21 protein-coding genes are annotated in these 22,110 nt (G+C 63.4%); 9 read left to right on the forward strand and 12 right to left on the reverse strand.

What is annotated here, in order from left to right; genetic code table 11:
* Positions 1 to 80: 80 nt before the first annotated feature.
* Positions 81 to 1,889, forward strand: coding sequence for a diguanylate cyclase (locus MJ601_RS00615; RefSeq protein ID WP_242122645.1), 1,809 nt, complete (start codon positions 81 to 83; stop codon positions 1,887 to 1,889).
* On the opposite strand, the gene MJ601_RS00620 is transcribed toward MJ601_RS00615, so the two are convergent.
* Together MJ601_RS00620 and MJ601_RS00625 are read right to left on the reverse strand one after the other, a co-directional pair.
* A complete protein-coding gene (locus MJ601_RS00620; protein WP_242122646.1) occupies positions 1,875 to 2,564 on the reverse strand; it encodes an ABC transporter ATP-binding protein in 690 nt (229 codons plus the stop codon). The genes MJ601_RS00615 and MJ601_RS00620 overlap by 15 nt on opposite strands.
* Positions 2,557 to 3,807 carry a lipoprotein-releasing ABC transporter permease subunit gene (locus MJ601_RS00625; RefSeq protein WP_242122647.1) on the reverse strand — a complete coding sequence of 417 codons (1,251 nt, stop codon included), beginning with the start codon at positions 3,805 to 3,807 and terminating at the stop codon, positions 2,557 to 2,559. Before MJ601_RS00625 ends, MJ601_RS00620 begins: the two co-directional genes overlap by 8 nt.
* 515 nt (positions 3,808 to 4,322) lie before the next feature.
* Here MJ601_RS00625 and MJ601_RS00630 point away from each other — a divergent pair.
* Complete coding sequence (locus MJ601_RS00630) at positions 4,323 to 4,787, forward strand: Hsp20 family protein (protein WP_242122648.1); 465 nt, start codon at positions 4,323 to 4,325, stop codon at positions 4,785 to 4,787.
* Positions 4,788 to 4,847: 60 nt separating this feature from the next.
* Here the strand turns inward: MJ601_RS00630 and MJ601_RS00635 are convergent, their stop codons facing one another.
* The 8 genes from MJ601_RS00635 to ccmC all read right to left on the reverse strand — a co-directional run bounded on the left by MJ601_RS00635 (position 4,848) and on the right by ccmC (position 11,788).
* The gene (locus MJ601_RS00635) at positions 4,848 to 6,776 is read right to left on the reverse strand and encodes a potassium transporter Kup (RefSeq protein WP_242122649.1); all 1,929 of its coding nucleotides are present in this window, start codon (positions 6,774 to 6,776) and stop codon (positions 4,848 to 4,850) included.
* Positions 6,777 to 6,921: 145 nt separating this feature from the next.
* Positions 6,922 to 7,557: a tetratricopeptide repeat protein gene (locus MJ601_RS00640; protein ID WP_242122650.1), complete on the reverse strand. Its 636-nt coding sequence runs from the start codon at positions 7,555 to 7,557 to the stop codon at positions 6,922 to 6,924.
* The gene (locus MJ601_RS00645) at positions 7,554 to 7,964 is read right to left on the reverse strand and encodes a cytochrome c-type biogenesis protein (protein ID WP_242122651.1); all 411 of its coding nucleotides are present in this window, start codon (positions 7,962 to 7,964) and stop codon (positions 7,554 to 7,556) included. Before MJ601_RS00645 ends, MJ601_RS00640 begins: the two co-directional genes overlap by 4 nt.
* Positions 7,961 to 8,488: a redoxin family protein gene (locus MJ601_RS00650; RefSeq protein ID WP_242122652.1), complete on the reverse strand. Its 528-nt coding sequence runs from the start codon at positions 8,486 to 8,488 to the stop codon at positions 7,961 to 7,963. The genes MJ601_RS00645 and MJ601_RS00650 overlap by 4 nt, the downstream gene beginning before the upstream one ends.
* Complete coding sequence (locus MJ601_RS00655; protein ID WP_242122653.1) at positions 8,485 to 10,425, reverse strand: heme lyase CcmF/NrfE family subunit; 1,941 nt, start codon at positions 10,423 to 10,425, stop codon at positions 8,485 to 8,487. The genes MJ601_RS00650 and MJ601_RS00655 overlap by 4 nt, the downstream gene beginning before the upstream one ends.
* 46 nt (positions 10,426 to 10,471) lie before the next feature.
* Complete coding sequence (gene ccmE, locus MJ601_RS00660; RefSeq protein ID WP_242122654.1) at positions 10,472 to 10,918, reverse strand: cytochrome c maturation protein CcmE; 447 nt, start codon at positions 10,916 to 10,918, stop codon at positions 10,472 to 10,474.
* Positions 10,915 to 11,046: a hypothetical protein gene (locus MJ601_RS21895; RefSeq protein ID WP_281061184.1), complete on the reverse strand. Its 132-nt coding sequence runs from the start codon at positions 11,044 to 11,046 to the stop codon at positions 10,915 to 10,917. Before MJ601_RS21895 ends, ccmE begins: the two co-directional genes overlap by 4 nt.
* A 19-nt stretch (positions 11,047 to 11,065) precedes the next feature.
* On the reverse strand, positions 11,066 to 11,788 hold the full coding sequence (gene ccmC / locus MJ601_RS00665) for a heme ABC transporter permease CcmC (protein ID WP_242122655.1): 723 nt from the start codon (positions 11,786 to 11,788) through the stop codon (positions 11,066 to 11,068).
* A 183-nt stretch (positions 11,789 to 11,971) separates the two neighbouring features.
* On the opposite strand from ccmC, the gene purF reads away from it, so the two are divergent.
* Together purF and MJ601_RS00675 are read left to right on the forward strand one after the other, a co-directional pair.
* Complete coding sequence (purF, locus tag MJ601_RS00670) at positions 11,972 to 13,450, forward strand: amidophosphoribosyltransferase (RefSeq protein ID WP_242122656.1); 1,479 nt, start codon at positions 11,972 to 11,974, stop codon at positions 13,448 to 13,450.
* Positions 13,451 to 13,561: 111 nt separating this feature from the next.
* Entirely contained in the window at positions 13,562 to 14,272 is a 711-nt protein-coding gene (locus MJ601_RS00675) for an SDR family NAD(P)-dependent oxidoreductase (protein WP_242122657.1), read from the forward strand.
* Here the strand turns inward: MJ601_RS00675 and MJ601_RS00680 are convergent.
* Together MJ601_RS00680 and MJ601_RS00685 are read right to left on the reverse strand one after the other, a co-directional pair.
* On the reverse strand, positions 14,269 to 15,534 hold the full coding sequence (locus MJ601_RS00680) for an SAM-dependent methyltransferase (RefSeq protein ID WP_242122658.1): 1,266 nt from the start codon (positions 15,532 to 15,534) through the stop codon (positions 14,269 to 14,271). The two genes, MJ601_RS00675 and MJ601_RS00680, sit on opposite strands and share 4 nt — an antisense overlap.
* Before the next feature lie 35 nt (positions 15,535 to 15,569).
* Positions 15,570 to 16,946 carry a cryptochrome/photolyase family protein gene (locus tag MJ601_RS00685; RefSeq protein ID WP_242122659.1) on the reverse strand — a complete coding sequence of 459 codons (1,377 nt, stop codon included), beginning with the start codon at positions 16,944 to 16,946 and terminating at the stop codon, positions 15,570 to 15,572.
* A gap of 165 nt (positions 16,947 to 17,111) precedes the next feature.
* On the opposite strand from MJ601_RS00685, the gene MJ601_RS00690 reads away from it, so the two are divergent.
* Genes MJ601_RS00690 through MJ601_RS00710 form a run of 5 tightly spaced genes read left to right on the forward strand, consistent with a single transcriptional unit; the run spans position 17,112 to position 22,110 of the window.
* Positions 17,112 to 17,597, forward strand: coding sequence for an RNA pyrophosphohydrolase (locus tag MJ601_RS00690; RefSeq protein WP_242122918.1), 486 nt, complete (start codon positions 17,112 to 17,114; stop codon positions 17,595 to 17,597).
* A gap of 41 nt (positions 17,598 to 17,638) precedes the next feature.
* Entirely contained in the window at positions 17,639 to 18,538 is a 900-nt protein-coding gene (locus MJ601_RS00695) for a DUF481 domain-containing protein (protein WP_242122660.1), read from the forward strand.
* A gap of 58 nt (positions 18,539 to 18,596) precedes the next feature.
* Positions 18,597 to 19,823, forward strand: coding sequence for a hydrolase (locus MJ601_RS00700; protein WP_242122661.1), 1,227 nt, complete (start codon positions 18,597 to 18,599; stop codon positions 19,821 to 19,823).
* On the forward strand, positions 19,820 to 20,842 hold the full coding sequence (locus MJ601_RS00705) for an arginine N-succinyltransferase (RefSeq protein WP_242122662.1): 1,023 nt from the start codon (positions 19,820 to 19,822) through the stop codon (positions 20,840 to 20,842). Before MJ601_RS00700 ends, MJ601_RS00705 begins: the two co-directional genes overlap by 4 nt.
* A gap of 5 nt (positions 20,843 to 20,847) precedes the next feature.
* Complete coding sequence (locus MJ601_RS00710) at positions 20,848 to 22,110, forward strand: N-succinylarginine dihydrolase (protein ID WP_242122663.1); 1,263 nt, start codon at positions 20,848 to 20,850, stop codon at positions 22,108 to 22,110.

Below are 22,110 nucleotides of genomic sequence, written 5' to 3' on the forward strand. Positions count from 1 at the left end.
CGCCTGATGCCCAAGAAACCTCACGAAGGGAGTGATGGTTAACCCATCTCCAACAATTGGGGGCCTAAGCTGCTGTCATTATGCGTTTATCCACCATCACCAACTGGGCCTATGGCGCGACCGTAGCCCTCACCCTGGCTTCCGGAACCGTCATGCTGCTGGCATCCGGCGCCGAAGAAGGCGAACGCGCCGCCGTCGAACAGCGGGCCAATTTCGATCAGCTCACCGCCACGCTGGAGGAAGATGTCTATCGCCAGACGGAACAGGCGCGTGCCTACGCCATCACCCGCGACCCGTCCCATGTCATCGCCTATCGTCGTGAAAAGGCCGCTCTGGGCTCTGTCGAACAGCGAATGGCTCATTTGCGCGATGCGGGAGCCAAGGACAGCGAACTGGCCGCCCTGCGTCAGGGGCTTCACTGGGCCGATGCCCTGACGGAAGCCCAGGAAACAGCCATCAAGGCGGCCGGAACCAATGACGGGGAAACGGCCCGCCGCATCCTCTTCGGCGACGAATATGGCCGCGAACTGGACCGGATCGCCGCGCAGGTCGGCAAATTCCAATATATGCTGGATCAGCGAACCGAAAATGCCGTCGAAAAGGCCACGGAGGCGGCGCGGCAATGGCGGTTCATGTCCGAAATCATGCTCGGCGCGACCGCGCTGCTGTTTCTGTGCGTTCTCTATTTCATCCTGAAGCAGCGCATCCTGCGGCCCGTCGTCCGGTTGAGCGACGTGGTCACCCGACTCGCCGCGCAGGATTTCGCCGCCGTCCCGCCCGAATTGCCGCAAGTGGATGAAATTGGCGATATGGCGCAGGCCGTGCGCATCTTCCGAGAAAACGGGCTGGAACGGCAACGGCTGGAGCAGGAGCGCGACGCCGACCGGGTGACCCGCGATCAGCTGTCCCGCATGACCCAGCGCCTGCAGGGTTGCGACTCCATCAGCGATCTGGTGGAGGTGGTTCGCCGATTTGCCCCCGAAATCGCGCCCGGCTTTGCGGGGCGGCTCTATATCCAGGATGCCCGCCGCAATGCGATGCGGCAGGCCTGCGACTGGCTTTCGCCGCAGGGATCGCGCGAGGAATTTGCGCCTTCGGCCTGCTGGGCATTGCGGCGGGGCCAAACCCACAAACCCACGGGCGATCTGATCGACATTCCGTGCGAACATCTGGGCGAGCGGAGCGGCCTTTCGACGATCTGCATCCCCCTGACGGCACAAGGCGAAAGCATTGGCCTCCTTTATTTCGAGCAGCCGGAGGGCATGGCGGCCGAACAGATCAACCGCACCGAAAAATATCTGGAGATGCTGGCGGAGAATATCAGTCTCGCACTCGCCAACCTGCGCCTGCGCGACGTTCTGCGCCAGATGGCGATGGCCGATCCCCTTACGGGCCTTGCCAACCGGCGGCGGTTCGATACCGTCTTCAAGGAACAGATTGCCTTCGCCGAAAGCACCATGGAACCCCTGGCCTGCCTGATGGTCGACATCGATCATTTCAAGCGGTTCAACGACACGCATGGTCATGATGCGGGCGACACGGTGTTGCGCGCCGTAGGGTCGGTTCTCAACGAGGCATTGCGCGAAACCGACTGCGCCTTTCGCCTGGGCGGCGAGGAATTCGTCCTGCTGATGCCCGGCTTCCCCCTGGAACAGGCCATCGAACGGGCCCGGCAGGTTCAGCAGAAAATCCAGGAGCTGCGCGTCGAACATCGCGGCGAGGAACTGGGGCCGATCACCGCTTCCTTCGGCCTTTCCGCCTACCCCGACCATGGCCGGCCGGAAAAGCTGGTCCTCACCGCAGATGCGGCGCTGCTTCGCGCCAAGGCCCAGGGGCGTAACCAGATCGTCATCGCGACGATCCGGGACGCGGCGTCACATGTCGCCTGACGCCTGTTCCAGCAGACCCTCATGAAGGCGGACCACCCGGTCCATCTTCTGGGCCAGCCTCTCATTGTGGGTCGCGACCAAGGCAGCCGATCCCTCTTCCCGCACCAGCCGCAGGAATTCGGCCAGCACCACATCGGCTGTCCGCTCGTCCAGATTGCCGGTCGGTTCGTCGGCGAGCACCAGCGCGGGCCGGTTGGCAAGTGCCCTCGCCACGGCCACGCGCTGCTGCTCGCCCCCTGAAAGCTGGCTCGGCCGGTGTTCGAGACGGTGCCCCAGCCCCAGAGAACCGAGCAGCGATTCTGCCCTCGCCCGGGCCGTTGCCATATCCGTATCGCGAATGACCTGCGGCAGAACGACATTCTCCACCGCGTTGAAATCCGGCAGCAGGTGGTGGAACTGATAGACAAAGCCGAGCGCATCGCGCCGCAGCCGCGTGCGGCCGTCATTGTCGAGCTTCGCCGCTTCCTCGCCGCCTATGCGGATCGATCCTTCGAAACCGCCTTCCAGCAGTCCCACCGCCTGCAGCAGCGTGGACTTGCCCGAACCGGACGGCCCCAACAGCGCCACGATCTCACCCGGACCTACGGACAGTTCGATGCCGCGCAGCACTTCGATCGTGACCCCGCCCTGCGTGAAGCTGCGCTTGAGGCCGCCGACCTTCAATATGTCATTCATAGCGGAGCACCTGCACGGGATCGGTATTGGCGGCCTTGAACGCCGGATAGAGGGTCGCGAGGAAGCTGAAGATCAGCGCCATCAGGCATATGATCGTGATTTCCACAGGATCGGGCTTGGCGGGCAGTTCGGTCAGGAAGCGGATCGAGGGATCCCACAGATTCTGCCCGGTCAGGAACTGGATCGCATTCACCACGCTCTGCCGGAAGAAGAGGAAAGTGAAGCCCAACACCATGCCCGCCGCCATGCCGAGCGCGCCGATTGTGACGCCCACGGTCATGAAGATCTTGACCAGGCCGGCCCGGCTCGCCCCCATGGTCCGCAGGATCGCGATGTCGCGCGTCTTCGCCCGTACCAGCATGATGAGCGAGGACAGGATGTTGAACACCGCGACCAGCACGATGATGGACAGCACCACGAACATCGCGACCCGTTCCACCGCCAGCGCTTCGAAGAGGGACGCGTTCATCCGCCGCCAGTCGGTGACGACAGCGCGTCCCGCCACCTTGCCGGCCAGCGGCTCCAATATGGCGCCGACATGATCCGCGTCGACGGTCTGGACCTCGATCATGCCGACGACGTCGCCCAGCAGCAGCAGCGTCTGGGCGTCCTCCATCGGCATCACCACGAACGCCTTGTCATAATCATAGACCCCGACCTCGAAGATCGCGGCGACCTGATAAGCCACCTGCCTCGGCACGGTGCCGAAGGGCGTCGAGCGTCCGGCGGGGTTGATGATGGTGATCGAATCGCCCAGTTGGATACCCAGATTTTCCGCCAGCCGCGAACCGATCGCCACTTTCCCGCCATTGGGCGTCAGGGCGTTGAGACTGCCTGCGACCACCTTCGCCTTCAGCGTCGCATTGTTGCGAATGTCATTGACCGTCATGCCGCGGACCAGCACCGCTTCCACGCGCCCCTGAAAACTGCCGAGCAGCGGCTGTTCGATCAGCGGCGTGGCGCTGGTGACGCCCGGCGTCGCCTTGGCCTGCTTCAATATATCCTTCCAGTCCGGCAGGCGACCGCCATAGCCCTGAACGACGGCATGGCCATTGAGGCCCACAATCTTGTCGAACAGTTCCGCACGAAAGCCGTTCATGACGCTCATCACGATGATCAGCGCCGCGACGCCCAGCATCACCGCCACCAGGCTGATCCCGGCGACGAGGAAGATAAAACCCTCTCCCTTGCCAGGCAGCAGGTAGCGCTTGGCGATCATACGTTCGTATCGGGATAAAATCATGACGGCGCGAACGGCCTTTCGGTGAGGACTTGAATTGCTCGTCTAGCAGGCTCTCCCACAACGGCAAGCATTGCGGGATTGTTGCATGCAGGCCACAGGGGGAAATGGAAAATCACAGCGGTTGGAAATAGGCCGTGACAGCGGCCCGTCCACCCCATAGCGAAGACTTCGAAGCACAGGTTAATGGCCGTGGTTCAGGGATACTGCATCCCGCTTCAAGCTTAGGGGGCTGAGAAGCGGTTGAGGCAGGCCAAGGGGGAGACGAGCAATCGTCCATTAGTACCCGGGTCGTGAAAACACGGTCCGGGTACTTTTTATTTGCGCACATCAGACCGGTTCCTGCACGGCGACCGGCGCGTCTTCTGCGGATCTCAAATCCCGTTGCATCCCACTTGAAACCAGTTTTCCTCGAACCATATCAAAACCGTCCAGCCGCCATCAGGGGTTGGGCATGATTTGGCCGGATGCCTGAACAGGGTCCGGCAGGTTCATTCTGCTCTTAGGAGATTATGACAATGCGTGGTTTTGACCTGACCCCCTATCGCCGCTCCACCGTGGGTTTCGATCGCCTTTTCGACCTGATCGAAAACAATGCCCGGTTGAGCCAGGGCGACAATTACCCCCCCTTCAATATCGAACGTCTGTCCGAGGATCGCTATCGCGTCACCCTTGCGGTCGCGGGCTTCCGCAGCGACGAGATCGACATCACCGCCCAGCAGAACCTGCTCCAGGTCACCGGCCGGAAAGAAGAAGCGCAGAGCGGTGATCGCGCCCGCTTCCTGCATGTCGGCATCGCCAACCGCAGCTTCGAGCGCCGCTTCGAGCTGGCCGATTTCGTTCGCGTCGAAAAGGCCGATCTGGCCGACGGACTGCTGACGATCGAACTGGTGCGGGAAATCCCCGAAGCGATGAAACCCAAGAAGATCGCCATCAACGGCGGTCAGCTTGTCGACATCAGCAAGGATCGTGACGCCGCCTGATCCCGGCAGGCGAATGACGGAAAAGGGCGCGGCTGAATACCGCGCCCTTTTTCGATCGGCTCAAATCTCGACCTGGCTGCCCAGTTCGACCACGCGGTTGGTCGGGAGCCGGAAAAATTCCATCGCGCTTTCCGCGTTGCGCAGCATCCAGGCGAAGATCTTCTCCCGCCACAGCGGCATTCCCGGCTTGGCCGACGGCAGCAACGTCTGCCGCGCGAGGAAGAAGCTGGTGTCCATCATCTTGAAGGCCTGGCCGCAGCCGGTGACATTCTTGAGCGCGGCGGGAACGTCGGGTTCCTGCATGAAGCCATATTGCAGGACCAGCCGGTAAAATCCGCGCCCCAGATCCTCCAGCTTGCACCGTCCATCATCCTCCACGGCGGGCACATCCTTGATCTTGACGGTCAGCAGGATGACGCGCTCGTGCAGCACCTTGTTGTGCTTCAGGTTGTGCAACAGCGCATGGGGCACGCCATCGGGGGTGGACGTCATGAAAACCGCCGTGCCCGGCACGCGAACGGCGCTGTTGGCGGCGGAGGCGACGAACACCGGGATGGGCATCGCCGCTTCGCGCAGTCGATCCTGCACCAGGCGGCGTCCCCGCGACCAGGTGGTCAGCAGGGTGAAGACGATGAAGCCGATCAACAGGGGGAACCAGCCGCCAGCAGGCACCTTGGTCAGATTGGCCGCCAGATAGGCGCCGTCCACCAGGAACAGCACCGACAGCAGCGGAACCGAATAATACCACGGCCACTTCCACAGCCGATACAGCAGCACGGTCAGCAGCACATTGTCGATGAACATGGCGCCCGTCACCGCGATACCATAGGCCGCCGTCAGGTTGGAGGATGTCTGGAACACCAGCACCAGCAGGATCACCATGACCATCAATCCCCAGTTGATCAGGGGAATGTAGATCTGGCCCGCGGTGGATGCGCTGGTGTGGGCGATGCGCAGGCGCGGCATGAAGCCGAGCTGGATCGCCTGCTGCGTCACCGAAAAGGCGCCCGAAATCACGGCCTGGCTGGCGATGATCGCCGCCAGCGTGGCAAGGCCGACCAGCGGCAGCTGCGCCCATTGCGGTGCGAGATAGTAGAAGGGGCTGTGCAGGGCCGCCGCGCCTTCGCGGAACAGCAGGGCGCCCTGCCCCATATAGTTCATCATCAAGGCGGGCAGCACGAAACTGAGCCATGACACCCGGATCGGACTGCGGCCGAAATGCCCCATATCGGCATAGAGCGCCTCCGCCCCCGTCACGGCCAGCACGATGGCTCCCAGCGCCAGGAAGGCAGGCAGGGGATCAGTCACGAAGAACATGACTGCCCAATAGGGATTGAAGGCGTAGAGAATGCCGGGCGTCTTGATGATGCTAATGACGCCCAGGACGGCGATCGTCACGAAATAGAACAGCATGACCGGCCCGAACAGCGAGGCTACCCGGTTCGTCCCCAGCCCCTGTATCCAGAACAGGCCGAGAAGGATCAGGACCGCCGCCGGAAGGATGAGCGGCCCCAGGCTGGAATTGTAGACCGCAAGCCCCTCCACGGCGGACAGCACCGACACGGCCGGCGTGATCATCGAGTCGCCGTAGAAGAGCGATGTCGCGAACACCCCCAACAGGATGATTCCCCGCGACCAGCGTTGGGTCCTGGTCTGCCCGTTGATCAGCGCCAGCAGGGCCAGGCTGCCGCCCTCCCCCTTATTGTCGGCGCGCATGATGACGGTCACATATTTGAGCGTCACCACCAGCATCATCGACCAGAACATCAGGCTGATGACACCCAATATGTGATCGGGGTCGAGCGCCAGCTTGTGATGCCCGGCGAAGGTTTCACGAAAGGCGTAGAGCGGACTGGTGCCGATATCGCCGAACACGATACCGATAGCACCGACCACCAGCTTCAGCGTCGCTTTCTGCCCGGCATGGCCATGATCTTGGGTGTCCTCCTCGGCAACGCGAAGGGCACCGTTGATGCTATCGTCAGCCATGCAGAAAATGCCGAATTGTCATGATCTCTGGACACCCGAACGGGGAAGCGGCCCGTCTTGTCATTCGATTAAGCCCCCGCAAACCGCCGCGCCCTATCATGGCTCCCGGTCCTAGGCAATGATCCCGCTGCGGCTTTGATCGCGCTTACCGGCTTTCCGAACCCAGCATGGCATCGATACGCGCGATGTTGAGTTCCAGTTCCTTTTTGACCTCGCTTCCCTCAGGCGCACTGGCGGCCAGCGGCTCCCAGATCGCGCGGGCTTCCTTGAGCTGACCGGCGCGTGCGAGTGCCAGGCCATAGAAATAGCGCGGGGCCGGTCCCACGGGATCGATCGCCATCGCCCGGCGATAGGCAAAGTCCGCCGCGGGCGACAGGACGCCTCCCGCATGAGCCACGAGGGCATTACCGAAACCCAGCCACAAATTGGGATCGTCCGGGGTTTCCCGAAGGCCGGACAGCAGGACGTTGGCCGCCTCCTTCGTCTTGCCCTGCCGCCCCAGGCCGTCGGACAGCATGAGCCACTGCCCCGCCTTGCCATAGCGTTCCGCCAGTCCCCGGCGCTGTTCCGCCAGCTTCTCGTCAAAAGGCACATTGCCATTTTCCAGCGACCGGCGCGGCGATCCGGCCAGTCCAGGCCGTCCCTGCCAGGCATAGCCGGCCAGCCCCAGCAGCAAGGCGGCCGCTGCAATCTCATAGGCCTGGCGCGGCAGGCGGCCGATGACGACCAGTCCCCCCATGGCCAGGATCGCCAGACCCGCAGCAATGATCCATCCCGTCATGGAAGCCTCCGCCGCTTGATCCGGCCGCGCAGCAGCATCATGCCCAGCCCCAGGAAAAGCAAAGGGGCGGCCCAGAGTGGCCATAATATCGGCTCGGCGGTCGGCTCATAGCTTACCCAGTCGCCATAGCGTTCGATCAGCCAGGCCCGGATATGCTCCGGCTGCTCCCCGGCCATGATCCTTTCGCGAATCTGCGAGCGCAGGTCGGCCGCCATGCTGGCATTGCTGTCCGCGATGGACTGGCTCTGGCAGGTGAGGCAGCGAATCGTCTCCATCAGCGTCCGCGCCTTCTTTTCCAGCGCCGGGTCGTCGATCTGGCGATCGGCATAGGGCGCAGGCGGCAAGGCGGTCTGGGCAAGGACCGGCACGCTCAGAAGCAGAGCCAGCAAGGCAAGCAAGCCCCTCATTGCGCGTTCCTCAACCGGTCGAGGATCATCGGCACATCCTCCACGCGAATGTCGCCCACATGCTGGTAGGCGATGCGCCCCTTGCTATCGATGATGAAACTCTCCGGCACGCCGGATGACCCCATGGCGATCTGTACTTCACTGCGGGCATCAAGGCCGATCCGGGCATAGGGATTGCCATATCGCTTGAGGAAGGCATCGACGTCCGGCCGCGCATCGCGGATTGCGATGCCGTCAATCTCGATCCCGGCCTGCTTGAGCACCATCAGCTGCGGAGCCTCCGCCGCACAGGGCACGCACCAGCTTGCGAAGATGTTGAGCAGGCGTGGCCCGCCGGTGGCAAGCTGCGTGCTGGCGAGCGGAGGACGGTCGCTTGCCGCGGCCGGGAGCGCAAAGGCCGGCAGCGGCTTGCCGACCAGCTTCGAGGGGATGATCCGGTCGTCAGGGTGCAGCAGCCCGCTCGCAAACAGTCCGAAGAAGGCCAGAAACAGCGCCAGGGGCAGCCAGATGAGCCAGCTTCTCATGCGATCGCTCCCATCGCATTTCGGGCGCGCCATTTGAGCAGCCAGCCCCGGCGTTCGCGGCCGATCAGCGCCATGGCCCCACCCAGCGCGATCAGGAAACCGCCAAACCAGATCAACGTCACAAAGGGCTTCCACCAGATGCGCAGCTGCCAGCGGCCATTATCCGCCTCCTGCCCCAGAACAACGTAAAGCTGCCCATTCCAGCGGGTCAGCAGGGCCGATTCCGTCGTCGTGGTCGGTGGCGAGGCGAAGAAGCGCGATTGCGGATGAAGCAGTGCTGGCTCCTCCGCGCCGCGACTGGCCTCGATATCGGCCTGCAGCGCGGTCCAGTTATCGCCCGCAATCGGCATGATGCGGTTGAAGCGCAGCGTCCAGCCCGCGGTCTCCACCCGGTCGCCGGGCCGGGCGGCGACCAGCTTTTCCACGGTGAAAGCCGAATCGCAGGCCATGCCGCCCAGGCTGACCGCACAGCCGAGATGGGCGATCACCATGCCCCAGGTAAAAAGCGGCGTCCGGCGCAGATTGCGCTTCCAGAGCGGCGCCACGCTGCCCACCGCGACCGCCAGCGCGATCACCAGCCCCAGAAACGGCAATATGCCTATCCTGCCCCAGGCCGTGGCCGCCAGAAGGATGAAGATAACCCCGCCCACGCCCAGCGGAATGGCCATGCGTCGGCCAATTTCCCGTATCCGGTCCCGCCGCCACCGCGTCAGAGGCCCGATGATCATCACGATCATCAAGGCCAGCGCGATCGGCCCGGCAATGCGATCGAAATAGGGCGCGCCGACCGATACCTTATGACCGAAGGCCTCGGTCAGCAGGGGATAGAGGGTGCCGACCAGCACCAGCCCCAAAATGACCGAGAGCAGAAGGTTGTTGACGACCAGCATGGTTTCCCGGCTCACCAGCTCGAAGGGCGCGCCCTCGCGCACGGCGCCCACGCGCCAGCCGAACAGCGCCAGCGCCCCGCCGATATAGATGCCGAGCAGCGCCAGAATGAAGGTGCCGCGCTCCGGATCGACGGCAAAGGCATGGACGCTGGTCAGGATGCCGGAACGGACCAGAAACGTGCCGACCATGGACATGGAAAAGGCAACAACCGCCAGCATCACCGTCCAGGCGCGCAGGGAATCGCGCGTCGCCAGCACGGTCACGCTATGCAGCAGCGCCGTCGCCGCCAGCCATGGCATGAGCGAGGCGTTTTCCACCGGGTCCCAGAACCACCAGCCGCCCCAGCCCAGTTCATAATAGGCCCAATAGCTGCCCGCCGTGATCCCCAGCGTCAGCAATATCCAGGCGCCCAGCACCCAGGGTCGCATGGCACGGGCAAAGGCAGCGTCGACCTGCCGCGTCAGCAGCGCGCCGACCGCGAAGGAGAAAGCCACCGACAGGCCGACATAGCCCAGATAGAGGGTCGGCGGATGGAAAGCGAGGCCGGGATCCTGCAACAGGGGATTGAGGCCCTGGCCGTCCACCGCAGGTGGATCGAGGCGCGCAAAGGGGTTGGAGGCGAACAGCAGGAAAGCATAGAATCCCAGGCTGATCGCAGCCTGCCCGCCCAGCGTCGCCATGTGCGTGGCCCGCGACAAGGCCCGTTCGAACAGGGCGACGGCGGCGCCGGCAACGCCCATGACCGTCACCCAGAGCAGCATCGATCCTTCATGATTGCCCCAGGTTCCGGCAAATTTGTAGAGCCAGGGCTTGAGCGAATGGCTGTTGGTCACCACCAGCAGAACCGACATGTCGGACCGCATGAAGAGCGTGATCAGCAAAGCGAAAGCGACCGCCGTAAGCACGCCCTGAGCCACGGCGACAGGACGGACGGCGCCCAGCAGATCGCTCTTGCCCCCGGCCAGCCCCAGCGTTGCCAGCGCAAGCTGAAGCAGCGCCAGGGATGCGGCGAGCCATAGCGCGGCAAGCCCTGCTTCGGCGATCACGCGCCTTGCTCTTTCAGTTCGGCAATGAAGGAAAGAGGGATTGGATTCACCGATCGGCCTTCATCTTGTGGGTCTTTTCATCATATTTCATGCCCTGCAATTCGCGCGGCATATAGCGCTCGTCATGCTTGGCGAGCAGGTTCGTTGCCTGGAAGATGCCGCTCTTGTCGAAAGCGCCCTCGGCCACCACGCCCGAACCCTCGCGGAAGAGGTCGGGCGTTATGCCCTTGAAACTGGCGGGGACCGTGGCCTTGCCGTCGGTGACGTCGAAATGGATGGTGACGCCATCGCTGGCCCGCTTGATGCTGCCCTTCACCACCATGCCGCCAAGCCGGATCGCCTTGCCCGGCTCCACACCCTTGGTCCTGACGTCGTTGGGGGCATAGAAATAGGCCGCCTCATCCTTCAGCGCCGAGGCCGCCAGCAACCCGGCCCCGATCAGCGCGGCCAACGCCACGATCACCAGGATCAGCCGTTGATGCTTCGCCTTCATGACCGGTCGGCCACCTGCCGCGCGCGGCCTTCAGAGACGCGCATCGCGCGCCAGCTCAGGGCGCTGATCAGGCCGGTGGCGAAAAAGGTCAGTGCATAGGCGCCGACCACGAAAGCCCACTGATTCATTTCCCGTCCCCGCCCCCGATCAGCCCCTTGCAAGGCGTTGCATGCGCGCCTCGATCTTGTTGTGCGCCAATATGGCCCGCATCCGCATCAACACGATCCCCCCGAAAAGCAAGGTGAATCCCAGCAGGGTGAGGCCGAGCGGCCAGAGCAGTGTCGTGTCGATGCTCGACCCGCGCAGAGTGATGCTGGGCCCTTGATGCAGGCTGTTCCACCAGACCACCGACCGGTTGATGATCGGAATGTTGACCGCCCCCACCAGGCCGAAGATCGCCGCGACGGGACTGACCCCGCCCGAACCCTGCCGCGCGCTGGCATGGGCAAGCGCGATATAGCCGAGATAGAGGAAGAACAGCACCAGCATCGACGTCATGCGGCCGTCCCATTCCCACCATGTTCCCCAGGTGGGACGCCCCCAGATGGAGCCTGTCAACAGACAGATGGCCGTGAACAGCGCGCCCGGCACAGCGATGGCGCGCCCGGCAACGGCTGCCAGGGGATGGCGCCAGACCAGCTGCATCAGCGCCGCAATGGCGATGCCGCTCCATCCCGCCATGCCCAGCCAGGCGGCAGGCACATGAATATAAAGTATCCTCACGGTATCGCCCTGCAGATAATCCGCGGGCGTCAGGAACAGGCCACAGCCGCTGCCGATCAGGAGCAGCAGCAGGCCCGACCAGAACAGCCACCCCGTCAGCGGCCGCGCGATCTGGAGGAAACGGGCAGGATTGGCAAAGCGATGCATCGGGAGACGCTCTTAGCCGTCCCCAAGCCCCAAGACCAGTAGGCCTTTTTCCTGATACCCCGGCCAGAACGACGCGCTGGAAAACGGGCCGTCGGCCCTTTTTTGCGACAGGCAGGCGACAAATCCTCCCTGAGGCACTATATGCGCGCGAAAGCCGCCTCTATGGAGGGGCCAGGATCGGCAATGGATCATCAAGCACCCATGTTTACGACCAACCCGTTCGACGACGACAAGCTGCGTGAAGAATGCGGCATTTTCGGCGTCTTCAACGCTGAAACGGCATCTGCCATCGTGGCGCTGGGCCTGCATGCGCTCCAGCATCGCGGCCAGGAAGCCGCAGGCATTACAAGCTGGGACGGCCACGACTTCCATACCCACCGGGCGATGGGCCATGTCGCGGGCAATTTCGACCGGGACGAGGTGATTCGCGGCCTGCCGGGCAGCGCGGCCTGCGGCCATGTGCGCTATTCCACGACCGGCGAAACGTCGCTGCGCAACGTCCAGCCGCTTTATGCCGAACTCAGCTCAGGCGGTTTTGCCGTCGCCCATAACGGCAATATTTCCAATGCGATGAAACTGCGCCGTGAACTGATCCGCCGCGGGTCCATCTTTCAGTCCACCTCCGACACCGAAGTCATCATTCATCTGGTCGCCACCTCCACCTACCGTACGCTTCTCGACAAGTTCATCGACGCGTTGAAGCAGGTCGAGGGCGCCTATTCGCTGATCGTCATGACGCCCGAAGGCATGATCGCCTGCCGCGATCCGCTCGGCATCCGTCCGCTGGTGATGGGCAAATTGGGCGATTCGACCATCTTCGCATCCGAAACCGTCGCCTTCGACGTCGTGGGTGCCGAATATGTCCGCTCGATCGATCCGGGCGAACTGGTCATCATCACCCATGAGGGCGAAGTGCGCAGCCACCGGCCCTTCGGCGAAACCCACGCCCGCCCCTGCATCTTCGAGCATGTCTATTTCAGCCGACCCGATTCGATCGTCGACGGCTCCAGCGTCTATTCGGTTCGCAAGGCGATCGGCGCGCAGCTCGCCATCGAAAATCCGGTGGAAGCGGATTTCGTCATTCCCGTTCCCGACAGCGGCGTTCCGGCGGCGATCGGCTATGCCCAGCAGTCGGGCATTCCCTTCGAACTCGGCATCATCCGGTCGCACTATATCGGCCGCACCTTCATCCAGCCTGGCGACAAGGTCCGGCATCTGGGCGTGAAGCTCAAGCACAACGCCAATCGCGCCCTGATCGAGGACAAGCGCATCGTGCTGATCGACGATTCGATCGTACGCGGCACGACCTCGCTCAAGATCGTGCAGATGATGCGCGAAGCCGGCGCCAAGGAAGTGCATATGCGCATCGCCAGCCCGCCGACGAAGCATAGCTGCTTCTACGGCGTCGATACGCCCGAACGCACCAAGCTGCTGGCGCATCGTCTGGACATTGGCGGGATGCAGGATTTCATCCACGCCGACAGCCTGTCCTTCATTTCCATCGACGGCCTGTACAAGGCTCTGGGCGAGGCGAAGCGGGCCGATATCCGGCCGCAATATTGCGACGCCTGCTTTACCGGCGACTACCCCACGACACTCACCGACCAGGATGAGGTCGTGGTGCAGAACCAGCTTGAATTGCTGGCCGAACGGGTGGTCTGATCCGCTTTTCTCTCACTGACAGGACAAGCCTTTTGCCCGAGGCATGGGGCTTGTCCGCCGCCTGATCCATCGCTGCCCCTTGCCATAAGCGCAGGGCGAAAGGGAAATTCCATGCCGACTCTGCCTCTTTCCGGAAAGCTGGCCCTGGTCACGGGCGCAAGCCGGGGCATTGGCGCAGCGACGGCGGAGGCGCTGGCCGCCGCCGGTGCCCATGTGATCCTGACGGCGCGGACCAGCGGCGGACTGGAAGAAGTGGAGGAGCGCATCCACAAGGGGGGCGGACACGCGACCATCGCGCCGCTGGACCTGATCGACGGGGAAAGCATCGGTCGTCTGGCGCAGGCCATTTCCGGCCGCTGGCAGGCGCTGGACATATTGGTGCTGAATGCAGCGACGCTGGGCAGCCTTGCCTCGGTTCCCGCGATCGATGCCAAGGAATTTGCGCGGCTGCTGACGCTCAACATCGCGGCGCCCCAGGCCCTGATCGCAGCATTCGACGCCATGCTCAGGGCAAGCGGCGACGCGCGCGTGATCGCCCTCACCTCCTCGGTGGCTGCGCAACCACGCGCCTATTGGGGCGCCTATGGCGCGTCCAAGGCCGCACTGGAAACGCTGGTCAACGCCTATGGCGAGGAAGTGAAGAATATCTCGGCGATCCGCACCCATATCGTCGATCCGGGCGCGACCCGAACCGCCATGCGGGCGCGGGCATTCCCGGGCGAAGACCCCTCCACGCTCAAGGAACCGGCGGTCGTGGGTCAAGCGATCGCGGACCTCATCCTGTCCGATACCGCGTCCGGCACGCGCAAGCGGGTCGGTTAGACGGGCTTCACCAGCGTCACCTGCGCGACATCGATGGTCCCGCCGCGAAAGCCCCCTTCGCAATACATGAGATAATAGCGCCACAGATCGACAAAATGCTGGTCGAAGCTGGCCGGTAGCTGGCCCTTGCCGATGACCCGGTCAAAGCGCTCCCGCCACCGCCGGAGCGTTTCGGCATAGTGCGATCCGAAGCGCCGGACATCGCGCCATTCCAGGCCCCTGGTTTCAGCCAATGCACGGAAACGACTTTCGGAAATCAGCATGCCGCCGGGGAAGATGTAGGTCTGGATGAAATCGGCTCCGCGCGCATAGCGTTCGAAAATCGCATCATCGATCAATATATATTGGATGGCTGCCCGGCCTCCCGGCTTCAGCAGGCGCGCAATGGCATCGAGATAGTCCGGCCAATAGCGCTCCCCCACCGCCTCGACCATCTCGACGCTGGCAATGGCGTCATATTGGCCCTCCGCGTCCCGATAGTCCCTGAGGATGATGTTCGCGCCCGAACCCAGCCGGTCACTGGCATATTGCGCCTGCTCCTTCGACAGGGTGAGACCGTCATAAGTGATGGCACAACGCTCCATGGCCCGTTCACCCAGCCCGCCCCAACCGCAGCCGATCTCCAGCAGGGCGCTGCCTTCACGCAGGTCCAGCCGGTCGAGAATCGCGTCCGCCTTCCGCTCCTGAGCGCGCTCCAGGCTTTCGATCCGGTCATCGGGATCGCGGAACAATGCGCTGGAATAGTGCATCGCCCGGTCGAGCCACAAGGCGTAGAAGTCGTTGCCCAGATCATAGTGAAAGGCGATGTTCCGGCGTGAGCCCGCGCGGCTGTTCCGTCGCGCCCAATGCATCAGCGCGCCGATCCAGCGCGCCGGTCCACGCGGCCGGGCGATATTCCTCAAGGGCACGGCATTGGCCATGAAAAGCGCGAAAAGCGGAACCGGATCGGGGCTGGTCCACTCATTGCGCGCCCATGCCCTGTACCATCCCGCCGAGCCGCCTGCGATCAGCCGGAGCAACGCCCGCCAGCGGAGCAACTGGACCTCGCATTCCGGCCCCGGCGCGCGAAAACCGAGCAAACGCTGCGTACCGTCCGGGAGGACCGCATGCAGGCCGCCCGCCTCCAGTCCCTGGTCGATGCGATCGAGAAGGCGGTGGAACTGACGGCCAGCCAATTGCATCAGCCAGCCATGGCGGCGACGTGCCAGCGGACGGCGGTGGGATATGGCCGGTCGGCCCCGACGGGGATCGATTGCATTCATGCCGCCATTCTGCCCCACGCTTTATCGCACCGCAATCACGGCTTGCTGTGACGATAGGCCGTCAGCGCCCTCTCCCGCCCCTCGCGATGACCGATGCATTTGGGCGGATAATCCGGTGGCCGCACATCATGGGCGTCGGGATCGTGGATGCTGGCGTCGTCGAGATGGGCCAGTTCGGGCACCCATTGCCGGATATAATCCGCGGCATCGAATTTTTCGGATTGGGTCAGGGGCGCCATGATGCGGGAAAAGATATTGGCATCCACGCCGCTGCCCGCCACCCACTGCCAGTTGACACTGTTATTGGCGTAGCTCGCATCGACCAGCGTGTCCCAGAACCAGCGCGCGCCATGCCGCCAGTCGATCAGCAGATGCTTGATGAGGAAACTGGCCGCGATCATGCGGACCCGATTATGCATCCAGCCGGTGGTCCAAAGCTGACGCATGCCGGCATCGACGATGGGATAGCCGGTTCGTCCGCTTTTCCAGGCATCGAAATCCGCCTTTGCCTCCCGAAGGTCGCGCCAGGGCATGGCGTCGAAACCGGCGCGGGCATTTTCCGATCCATAGCGCGGCATCGTCCAGATCTGGGTATGGGCATAATCGCGCCAGATCAGTTCCTTCAGGAAAACCGTCGCATCGCCGGACGCCTCGCTGATCCGATGCCAGACATGGGCGGGCGAAATCTCCCCGAAATGAAGATGTGGCGACAGGCGGGACGTCCCTTCGCGTGAGGGCAGGTTCCGCGCGGTTTCATAGTCGGCGAGTTCATCGACGAAGGCGGAAACATGGGCACGGGCGCCCGCTTCCCCTGGTGTCCAGTCATGGGAAAAGGCCTTGGCCCAGTCGGGACTGGAGGGCAACAGCCGCCAATCGTCCAGCGAATCGCTCTGCGGCCAGTCGGGCGCGACTTGCATATGCGAAGGCGCGGGCCTGGGCGGTGCAGGCGGCATCTGCTCCATCACGGCGCGCGAAAAGGGCGTGTAGATGCGGTAGCTGCCGCCATTGCCGGTCCTCACCGCACCGGGAGGCAGCAGCAACGCCCCGTCATGCAGACACAGGTCCAGCGTCTTCGCCACCGCCTTTTCCGCATTGCGCCACCACGGCTCATAATGGTGCAATGCATGAACTTTTCGGGCGCCCGACAACTGAGCGATCCTGCCCAGTTCCCCAGCGCAATCGCCGCGTCTCAGGATCAACCGCAATCCCCTGGCCCGCAGATTTTCATCCAGGCTTTTCAGACTGTAATGCAACCACCAGCGTGACGCGCCGCCCATTTTCCATTGCCGGGGCGCCTCATCGTCCAGCACATAGACCGGAATGACCGGCCCCTCATCGGCGGCGGCAGCCACTGCGGCTTGATCGGAAAGGCGAAGATCCTGGCGGAACCAGAGAATGACGGGGGGAGACATGCGGCTTGAATGCCATTGATCGCGTCCCGTTCCAACGGCGGTATCGCCTTTTGGCACCATGGGGGCACAAATCGCCGCACGGGTCATTTTCATCCATGGACGTATAGGCCGCTGGTGCTTATTCTCGCACTGCACAAAGCAATTTGCCAACGATCAGGGACTATGATGGCTTCGATGCCGAAAGATTCAGAACTCGCCTACCGGCCGTGCGTGGGCATCATGCTGGTCAATATGGATGGCAAGGTCTTCGTCGGGCAGCGAATCGATAACGCCGTCGAAGCATGGCAGATGCCCCAGGGCGGCATCGACGATGGCGAGGATATGAGAACGGCCGCCCTGCGCGAACTGGGCGAGGAAACGGGCATTGCCGGTGAGCATGTCGAAATCATCGCCAAGGCGAGGGAAGAGCATTTCTACGATCTGCCGCCGGAACTTGTCGGGAAGCTGTGGGGCGGCAAATATCGCGGCCAGCGGCAATTTTGGTTCCTGGCGCGTTTTCTGGGGACGGATGAGGACATCAACATCCAGACCGACCATCCGGAGTTCCGGGACTGGAAATGGACCGACCCTGAAACGCTGCCGGACCTGATCGTTCCGTTCAAGCGCAAGCTTTACCGGGATATCCTGCATGAATTCAGGGCGTTGATCTGAAAAGGGTTAAATTCGGTCGCCATGTCGATATGAAGGCGCGCATGCGCTATTGTCTGACATTTCTTCCCCTGCTCGTTTCGACGCCGGCATGGGCCGATTATCCGGTCCTGCTGTCGCCTGCCGTCCGCGAGATGCTGGAGGCTGCCATCGCCAACGGCAATGAAACGGAAATCGCCACCGTCGCCAAGATCGCCAAGCAGACCAATCCGGGTTCGGCCGACGAAATCCAGCGGATGGTGAATAGCTGGAAGGAACGGACCAAGGCGACGCGCGACACCGTCATCCGGGAAGCCCGCTTTACCGAACTTTGGACCGGCAAGATCGAGGCGGGCGGGTTTCGTTCCACCGGCTCGACCAGTGAGATCGGCATCAGCGCCAGCGCCGCCATCAAGCGTTCGGGCATCCAATGGTCGCACAGGCTGTCGGCCAGCGTCGACTATCGCCGCGCCAACGGCGTGACATCGCGCGAGCGCTATACCGCCAGCTACGAACCACGGTATGAATTCGACCCGCGGGGCTTCGCCTATGGCCTCACGCAGTTCGAACGGGACACGTCCATCGGCTATGATGAACGTTACACCGCCTCGGCCGGCATCGGTTACAAGGTCATCGTCAGCAAGCCGGTGGACCTGTCGCTGGATATCGGTCCTTCCATCCGCCACGCGAAATATGTGATCGGCGCGCGCGAAACCAAATTGGGCGCGCGAGCCTCCATGGACCTCGCCTGGCGCCTGGCGCCGACGCTGACCTTCAAGCAGGTCGCCTCGGGCTATGCGGAAAGCGACGTTTACACGCTCAACTCCCTGACCTCGCTGGAAACCAAGGTTGGAACTCGCTGGTCCGCCGCCTTTTCCTATAATATGCAATATGAATCGGAAACGCTGCTGGCGGCACGGGATTTCGACACGCTCAGTCGCCTGACACTGACCTATGCTTTCTGAGCGGGGGCGATGTCCGGCGGGGGTGGAGCCTTTGCCGGGGCTCTGATAGGGTCGGCGAATGAAAGGCATTTCTTCGCCGGAGCAGACTGCCCTGGAAATCGCGGCCCATGCTCCCATGCTGCAACAGACGGAAAAATGGGCGGCCGTGAACAGCGGGTCGCGCAATCTGGCAGGCCTTGCGGTCATGGCGGACATACTGGCCGAGGCTTTCGCCGCCTTGCCGGGCGCCATCACTCTCATGCCTCCCGCCCCCGTTGAAAACGTGGCGCCCGACGGACATCTGAAAGCCGTTCCGCATGGGCGGCATCTCCATCTGTGCGTGAGGCCGCAGGCGCCGGTCCAAATTCTCCTGACGGGGCATATGGACACGGTTTTTCCCGCGGATCATGCATTTCAGTCCCTGCGCTGGCAGGATGAGCGAACGCTCAACGGGCCCGGCGTCGCCGACATGAAGGGTGGTCTTGCCGTCATGCTCGCTGCCCTGCAGGCCATGGAAACGGCGCCGGAAGCCGCGCAACTCGGCTATGAGGTCGTCATCAACAGCGACGAGGAGGTCGGCAGCCCTTCTTCCGCGCCCCTCCTGCGGCAGGCGGCGGCTGGAAAGCTGGCCGCCTTCACCTATGAACCCGCCCTTCCCGACGGCACGCTGGCAGGCGCAAGGGCGGGCAGCGGCAATTTCGCGATCGTCGTGTCCGGCCGGAGCGCCCACGCGGGCCGCAATCCCGATGACGGGCGCAACGCGCTGCTCGCCGCCGCTGATCTGGCGCTGCGCCTGAAGGCCGGCAGCGGCGTCGGTCTCTCCTGCAACCCGGCCCGGATCGAGGGGGGAAGCCCCAATAATGTCGTGCCGGACCATGCCATATTGCACGTCAATTTCCGGCCCCGGACGCCCGCCGACGAAGAAAGGGCACGCCTGTTGCTCGACGAATCCATCGCAGGAGTTTCGCGCGAGCATGAAGTGACGATGCACCTTCATGGCAGTTTCGGCCGCCCTCCCAAGGCAATGGACGCAAAGGCGGAAAGCCTGTTTTCGCTCGTGCGTCGATGCGGGTCCGATCTGGGCCTGACCATAGGCTGGCGCGATACGGGCGGCGTCTGCGACGGAAATAATATCGCGGCCTGCGGGGTGCCCGTCGTCGACACCATGGGCGTGCGGGGCGGGAATATCCACAGCGACCAGGAATATCTGGTCGTAGACAGCCTGGCTGAACGGGCACGGCTTTCCACGCTGGTGCTGCTGCGCATGGCGCAGGGCCGCTTTTCAAAAGGGGGAATGAAGGCGTGAGCTTCTTCATGCGCAGCGCGCGCGCCGATGATCTGCAAACCCTCTATGAGATGGCGAAACTGACCGGGGGCGGCTTCACCAACCTGCCGCCCGACCGGAAATCGCTCGCGGCGAAGCTGGAGCGGACCGAGCAGGCCTTGGCGCGCCAGACGGAAAGCGTCGAGGACGAACTGATCGTCATGGTGCTGGAGAACAGCCAGACGGGGCAGGTCCGCGGCACCTGCCAGATTTTCAGCAAGGTCGGGCAGAGCTGGCCCTTCTATTCCTATCGCCTGGGTGTGCTGACCCAGCACAGCCGGGAGCTTTCGCGCACTTTCAGGGCCGAGATGCTCTCGCTCGTCACCGATCTGGAAGGATCGACCGAGGTGGGCGGCCTGTTCTTGCATCCGCGCGAACGGGCGGAGGGGCTGGGCCTACTGGTGGCGCGGAGCCGCTATCTCTACATCCGCAACCATCGCGCGCGTTTTGGCGAGCGGGTGATCGCGGAGTTGCGCGGCGTTATCGACGAAGCGGGCGGATCGCCCTTCTGGGACGGTCTGGCAGGCCGCTTTTTCGGCATGACCTTTCAGGAAGCCGACGAGTTCAACGCAGTGAACGGCAACCAGTTCATCGCCGACCTGATGCCGAAGACGCCGATCTACACCGCAATGCTCACCGACAGCGCCCGCAGCGTCATCGGCATGCCCCATCCCAATGGCCGGGCTGCGATGCGGATGCTGGAGACCGAAGGCTTCACCAATCCCGGCTATGTCGATATTTTCGACGGAGGACCGACCATGGTCGGCCAGATCAATTCGCTGAGGACCGTCGCCCACGCCGCCGACGTCGCATTGGGCGCGGTGCATGACAAGGGCGGGGACAAGGTGCTCATCGCTGTCGGACGCCTCGCGGACTATCGATGCACCTACGGCTTCGTCATCGAGCGGGACGACGGCAGCTTTTCGCTCGACCGGGCATCAGCCGAATTGCTCGGTATCGAGCCGGGACAGAGCTTCACCATGGCGGAACGGGCGGCATGACAGGCATGACGATCAGGGAAATCAATTTCGACGGCCTGGTCGGGCCCAGCCATAATTATGCGGGTCTCAGCCCCGGCAATCTGGCCTCTGCGCGCAATGCCGGGGCCATCGCTTATCCCAGGGCGGCGGCGCTTCAGGGGATAGAGAAGATGCGCACCAATATCCGCCTGGGCCTGACGCAAGGCCTCTTCCTGCCGCAATGGCGACCGGACGGCGCCTGGTTGAAAGCCTTGGGCACCGATGTCGGCAATGCGGAGGCGCATATCCGCGCCGCCGCTATGTCGGCTTCGTCCATGTGGGCCGCCAATGCCGCCACCGTTTCCCCTGCGGCGGATACGGCGGACGGACGCACGCATCTGACCGTCGCCAATCTCGTCACCATGCCGCATCGCAGCCATGAATGGCCGCACACACTCGCCCAGTTGCGGCTCGCCTTTTCCGATCAGGGCGCCTTTGCCGTCCATGGACCTGTTCCACCGCCCTTTGGCGACGAGGGCGCAGCCAATCATATGCGCCTTTGCCCCAGCCATGGCGAAGCGGGCGTGGAGGTGTTCGTCTACGGCCAGTCGGGCGGCCCCTTCCCGGCCCGCCAACATATCGAGGCAAGCAAGGCCGTCGCACGGCTGCACGGTCTTGATCCAGCCCGGACGCTGTTCGTCATGCAATCGGAAGAGGCGATCGCCGCCGGCGCCTTCCACAATGACGTCGTCGCCGTCGCCAATGAGCATGTCCTCTTCACCCATGAACATGCCTTTGCCGACAAGGAACGCTTTTATGCGGAGCTTCGCGCGTTGCTGCCTTCGGTCGAGATCGTCGAGGTTCCGGCCAGCGCGGTCAGCCTGTCCGACGCGATCCGCAGCTATATTTTCAACGCCCAGCTGGTGACGCTGCCCGATGGCGAAGGCATGGCGCTGATCCTGCCGACCGATGCCCAGGACCTGCCGGACACATGGGCGTGGCTGGAGGCCACGGTCGCGGGCAATGGTCCGATCCGGCGGCTGGTGCCCGTCAATGTCCGCCAATCCATGGCCAATGGCGGCGGCCCCGCTTGCCTGCGCCTGCGCGTGGTTGCCGATCCGGCCGATATCGATCCCCGCTTCCTGGTGGATGAGGGCAAGTTGGACGGCATCGCGAAGATGGTGGAGGCCTATTGGCCCGAAGCCATTGCGCCCGCCGATCTGGCCGACACCCGGCTGATCGCTCGCATCGAACAATCATGGTTAACAGTTGTTGACCATTTGCAGCTTTCAGGCGATCTAATCCCATAG

This window comes from Sphingobium trunci, from assembly GCF_022664535.1.
Lineage (GTDB): Bacteria > Pseudomonadota > Alphaproteobacteria > Sphingomonadales > Sphingomonadaceae > Sphingobium.

Coding starts and splice junctions, on each gene's coding strand:
- MJ601_RS00615 (WP_242122645.1), top strand. CDS start 81: ATGCGTTTATCCACCATCACCAACTGGGCCTATGGCGCGACCGTAGCC.
- MJ601_RS00620 (WP_242122646.1), bottom strand. CDS start 2,564: ATGAATGACATATTGAAGGTCGGCGGCCTCAAGCGCAGCTTCACGCAG.
- MJ601_RS00625 (WP_242122647.1), bottom strand. CDS start 3,807: ATGATTTTATCCCGATACGAACGTATGATCGCCAAGCGCTACCTGCTG.
- MJ601_RS00630 (WP_242122648.1), top strand. CDS start 4,323: ATGCGTGGTTTTGACCTGACCCCCTATCGCCGCTCCACCGTGGGTTTC.
- MJ601_RS00635 (WP_242122649.1), bottom strand. CDS start 6,776: ATGGCTGACGATAGCATCAACGGTGCCCTTCGCGTTGCCGAGGAGGAC.
- MJ601_RS00640 (WP_242122650.1), bottom strand. CDS start 7,557: ATGACGGGATGGATCATTGCTGCGGGTCTGGCGATCCTGGCCATGGGG.
- MJ601_RS00645 (WP_242122651.1), bottom strand. CDS start 7,964: ATGAGGGGCTTGCTTGCCTTGCTGGCTCTGCTTCTGAGCGTGCCGGTC.
- MJ601_RS00650 (WP_242122652.1), bottom strand. CDS start 8,488: ATGAGAAGCTGGCTCATCTGGCTGCCCCTGGCGCTGTTTCTGGCCTTC.
- ccmE (WP_242122654.1), bottom strand. CDS start 10,918: ATGAAGGCGAAGCATCAACGGCTGATCCTGGTGATCGTGGCGTTGGCC.
- MJ601_RS21895 (WP_281061184.1), bottom strand. CDS start 11,046: ATGAATCAGTGGGCTTTCGTGGTCGGCGCCTATGCACTGACCTTTTTC.
- ccmC (WP_242122655.1), bottom strand. CDS start 11,788: ATGCATCGCTTTGCCAATCCTGCCCGTTTCCTCCAGATCGCGCGGCCG.
- purF (WP_242122656.1), top strand. CDS start 11,972: ATGGATCATCAAGCACCCATGTTTACGACCAACCCGTTCGACGACGAC.
- MJ601_RS00675 (WP_242122657.1), top strand. CDS start 13,562: ATGCCGACTCTGCCTCTTTCCGGAAAGCTGGCCCTGGTCACGGGCGCA.
- MJ601_RS00680 (WP_242122658.1), bottom strand. CDS start 15,534: ATGAATGCAATCGATCCCCGTCGGGGCCGACCGGCCATATCCCACCGC.
- MJ601_RS00685 (WP_242122659.1), bottom strand. CDS start 16,946: ATGTCTCCCCCCGTCATTCTCTGGTTCCGCCAGGATCTTCGCCTTTCC.
- MJ601_RS00690 (WP_242122918.1), top strand. CDS start 17,112: ATGGCTTCGATGCCGAAAGATTCAGAACTCGCCTACCGGCCGTGCGTG.
- MJ601_RS00695 (WP_242122660.1), top strand. CDS start 17,639: ATGCGCTATTGTCTGACATTTCTTCCCCTGCTCGTTTCGACGCCGGCA.
- MJ601_RS00700 (WP_242122661.1), top strand. CDS start 18,597: ATGAAAGGCATTTCTTCGCCGGAGCAGACTGCCCTGGAAATCGCGGCC.
- MJ601_RS00710 (WP_242122663.1), top strand. CDS start 20,848: ATGACGATCAGGGAAATCAATTTCGACGGCCTGGTCGGGCCCAGCCAT.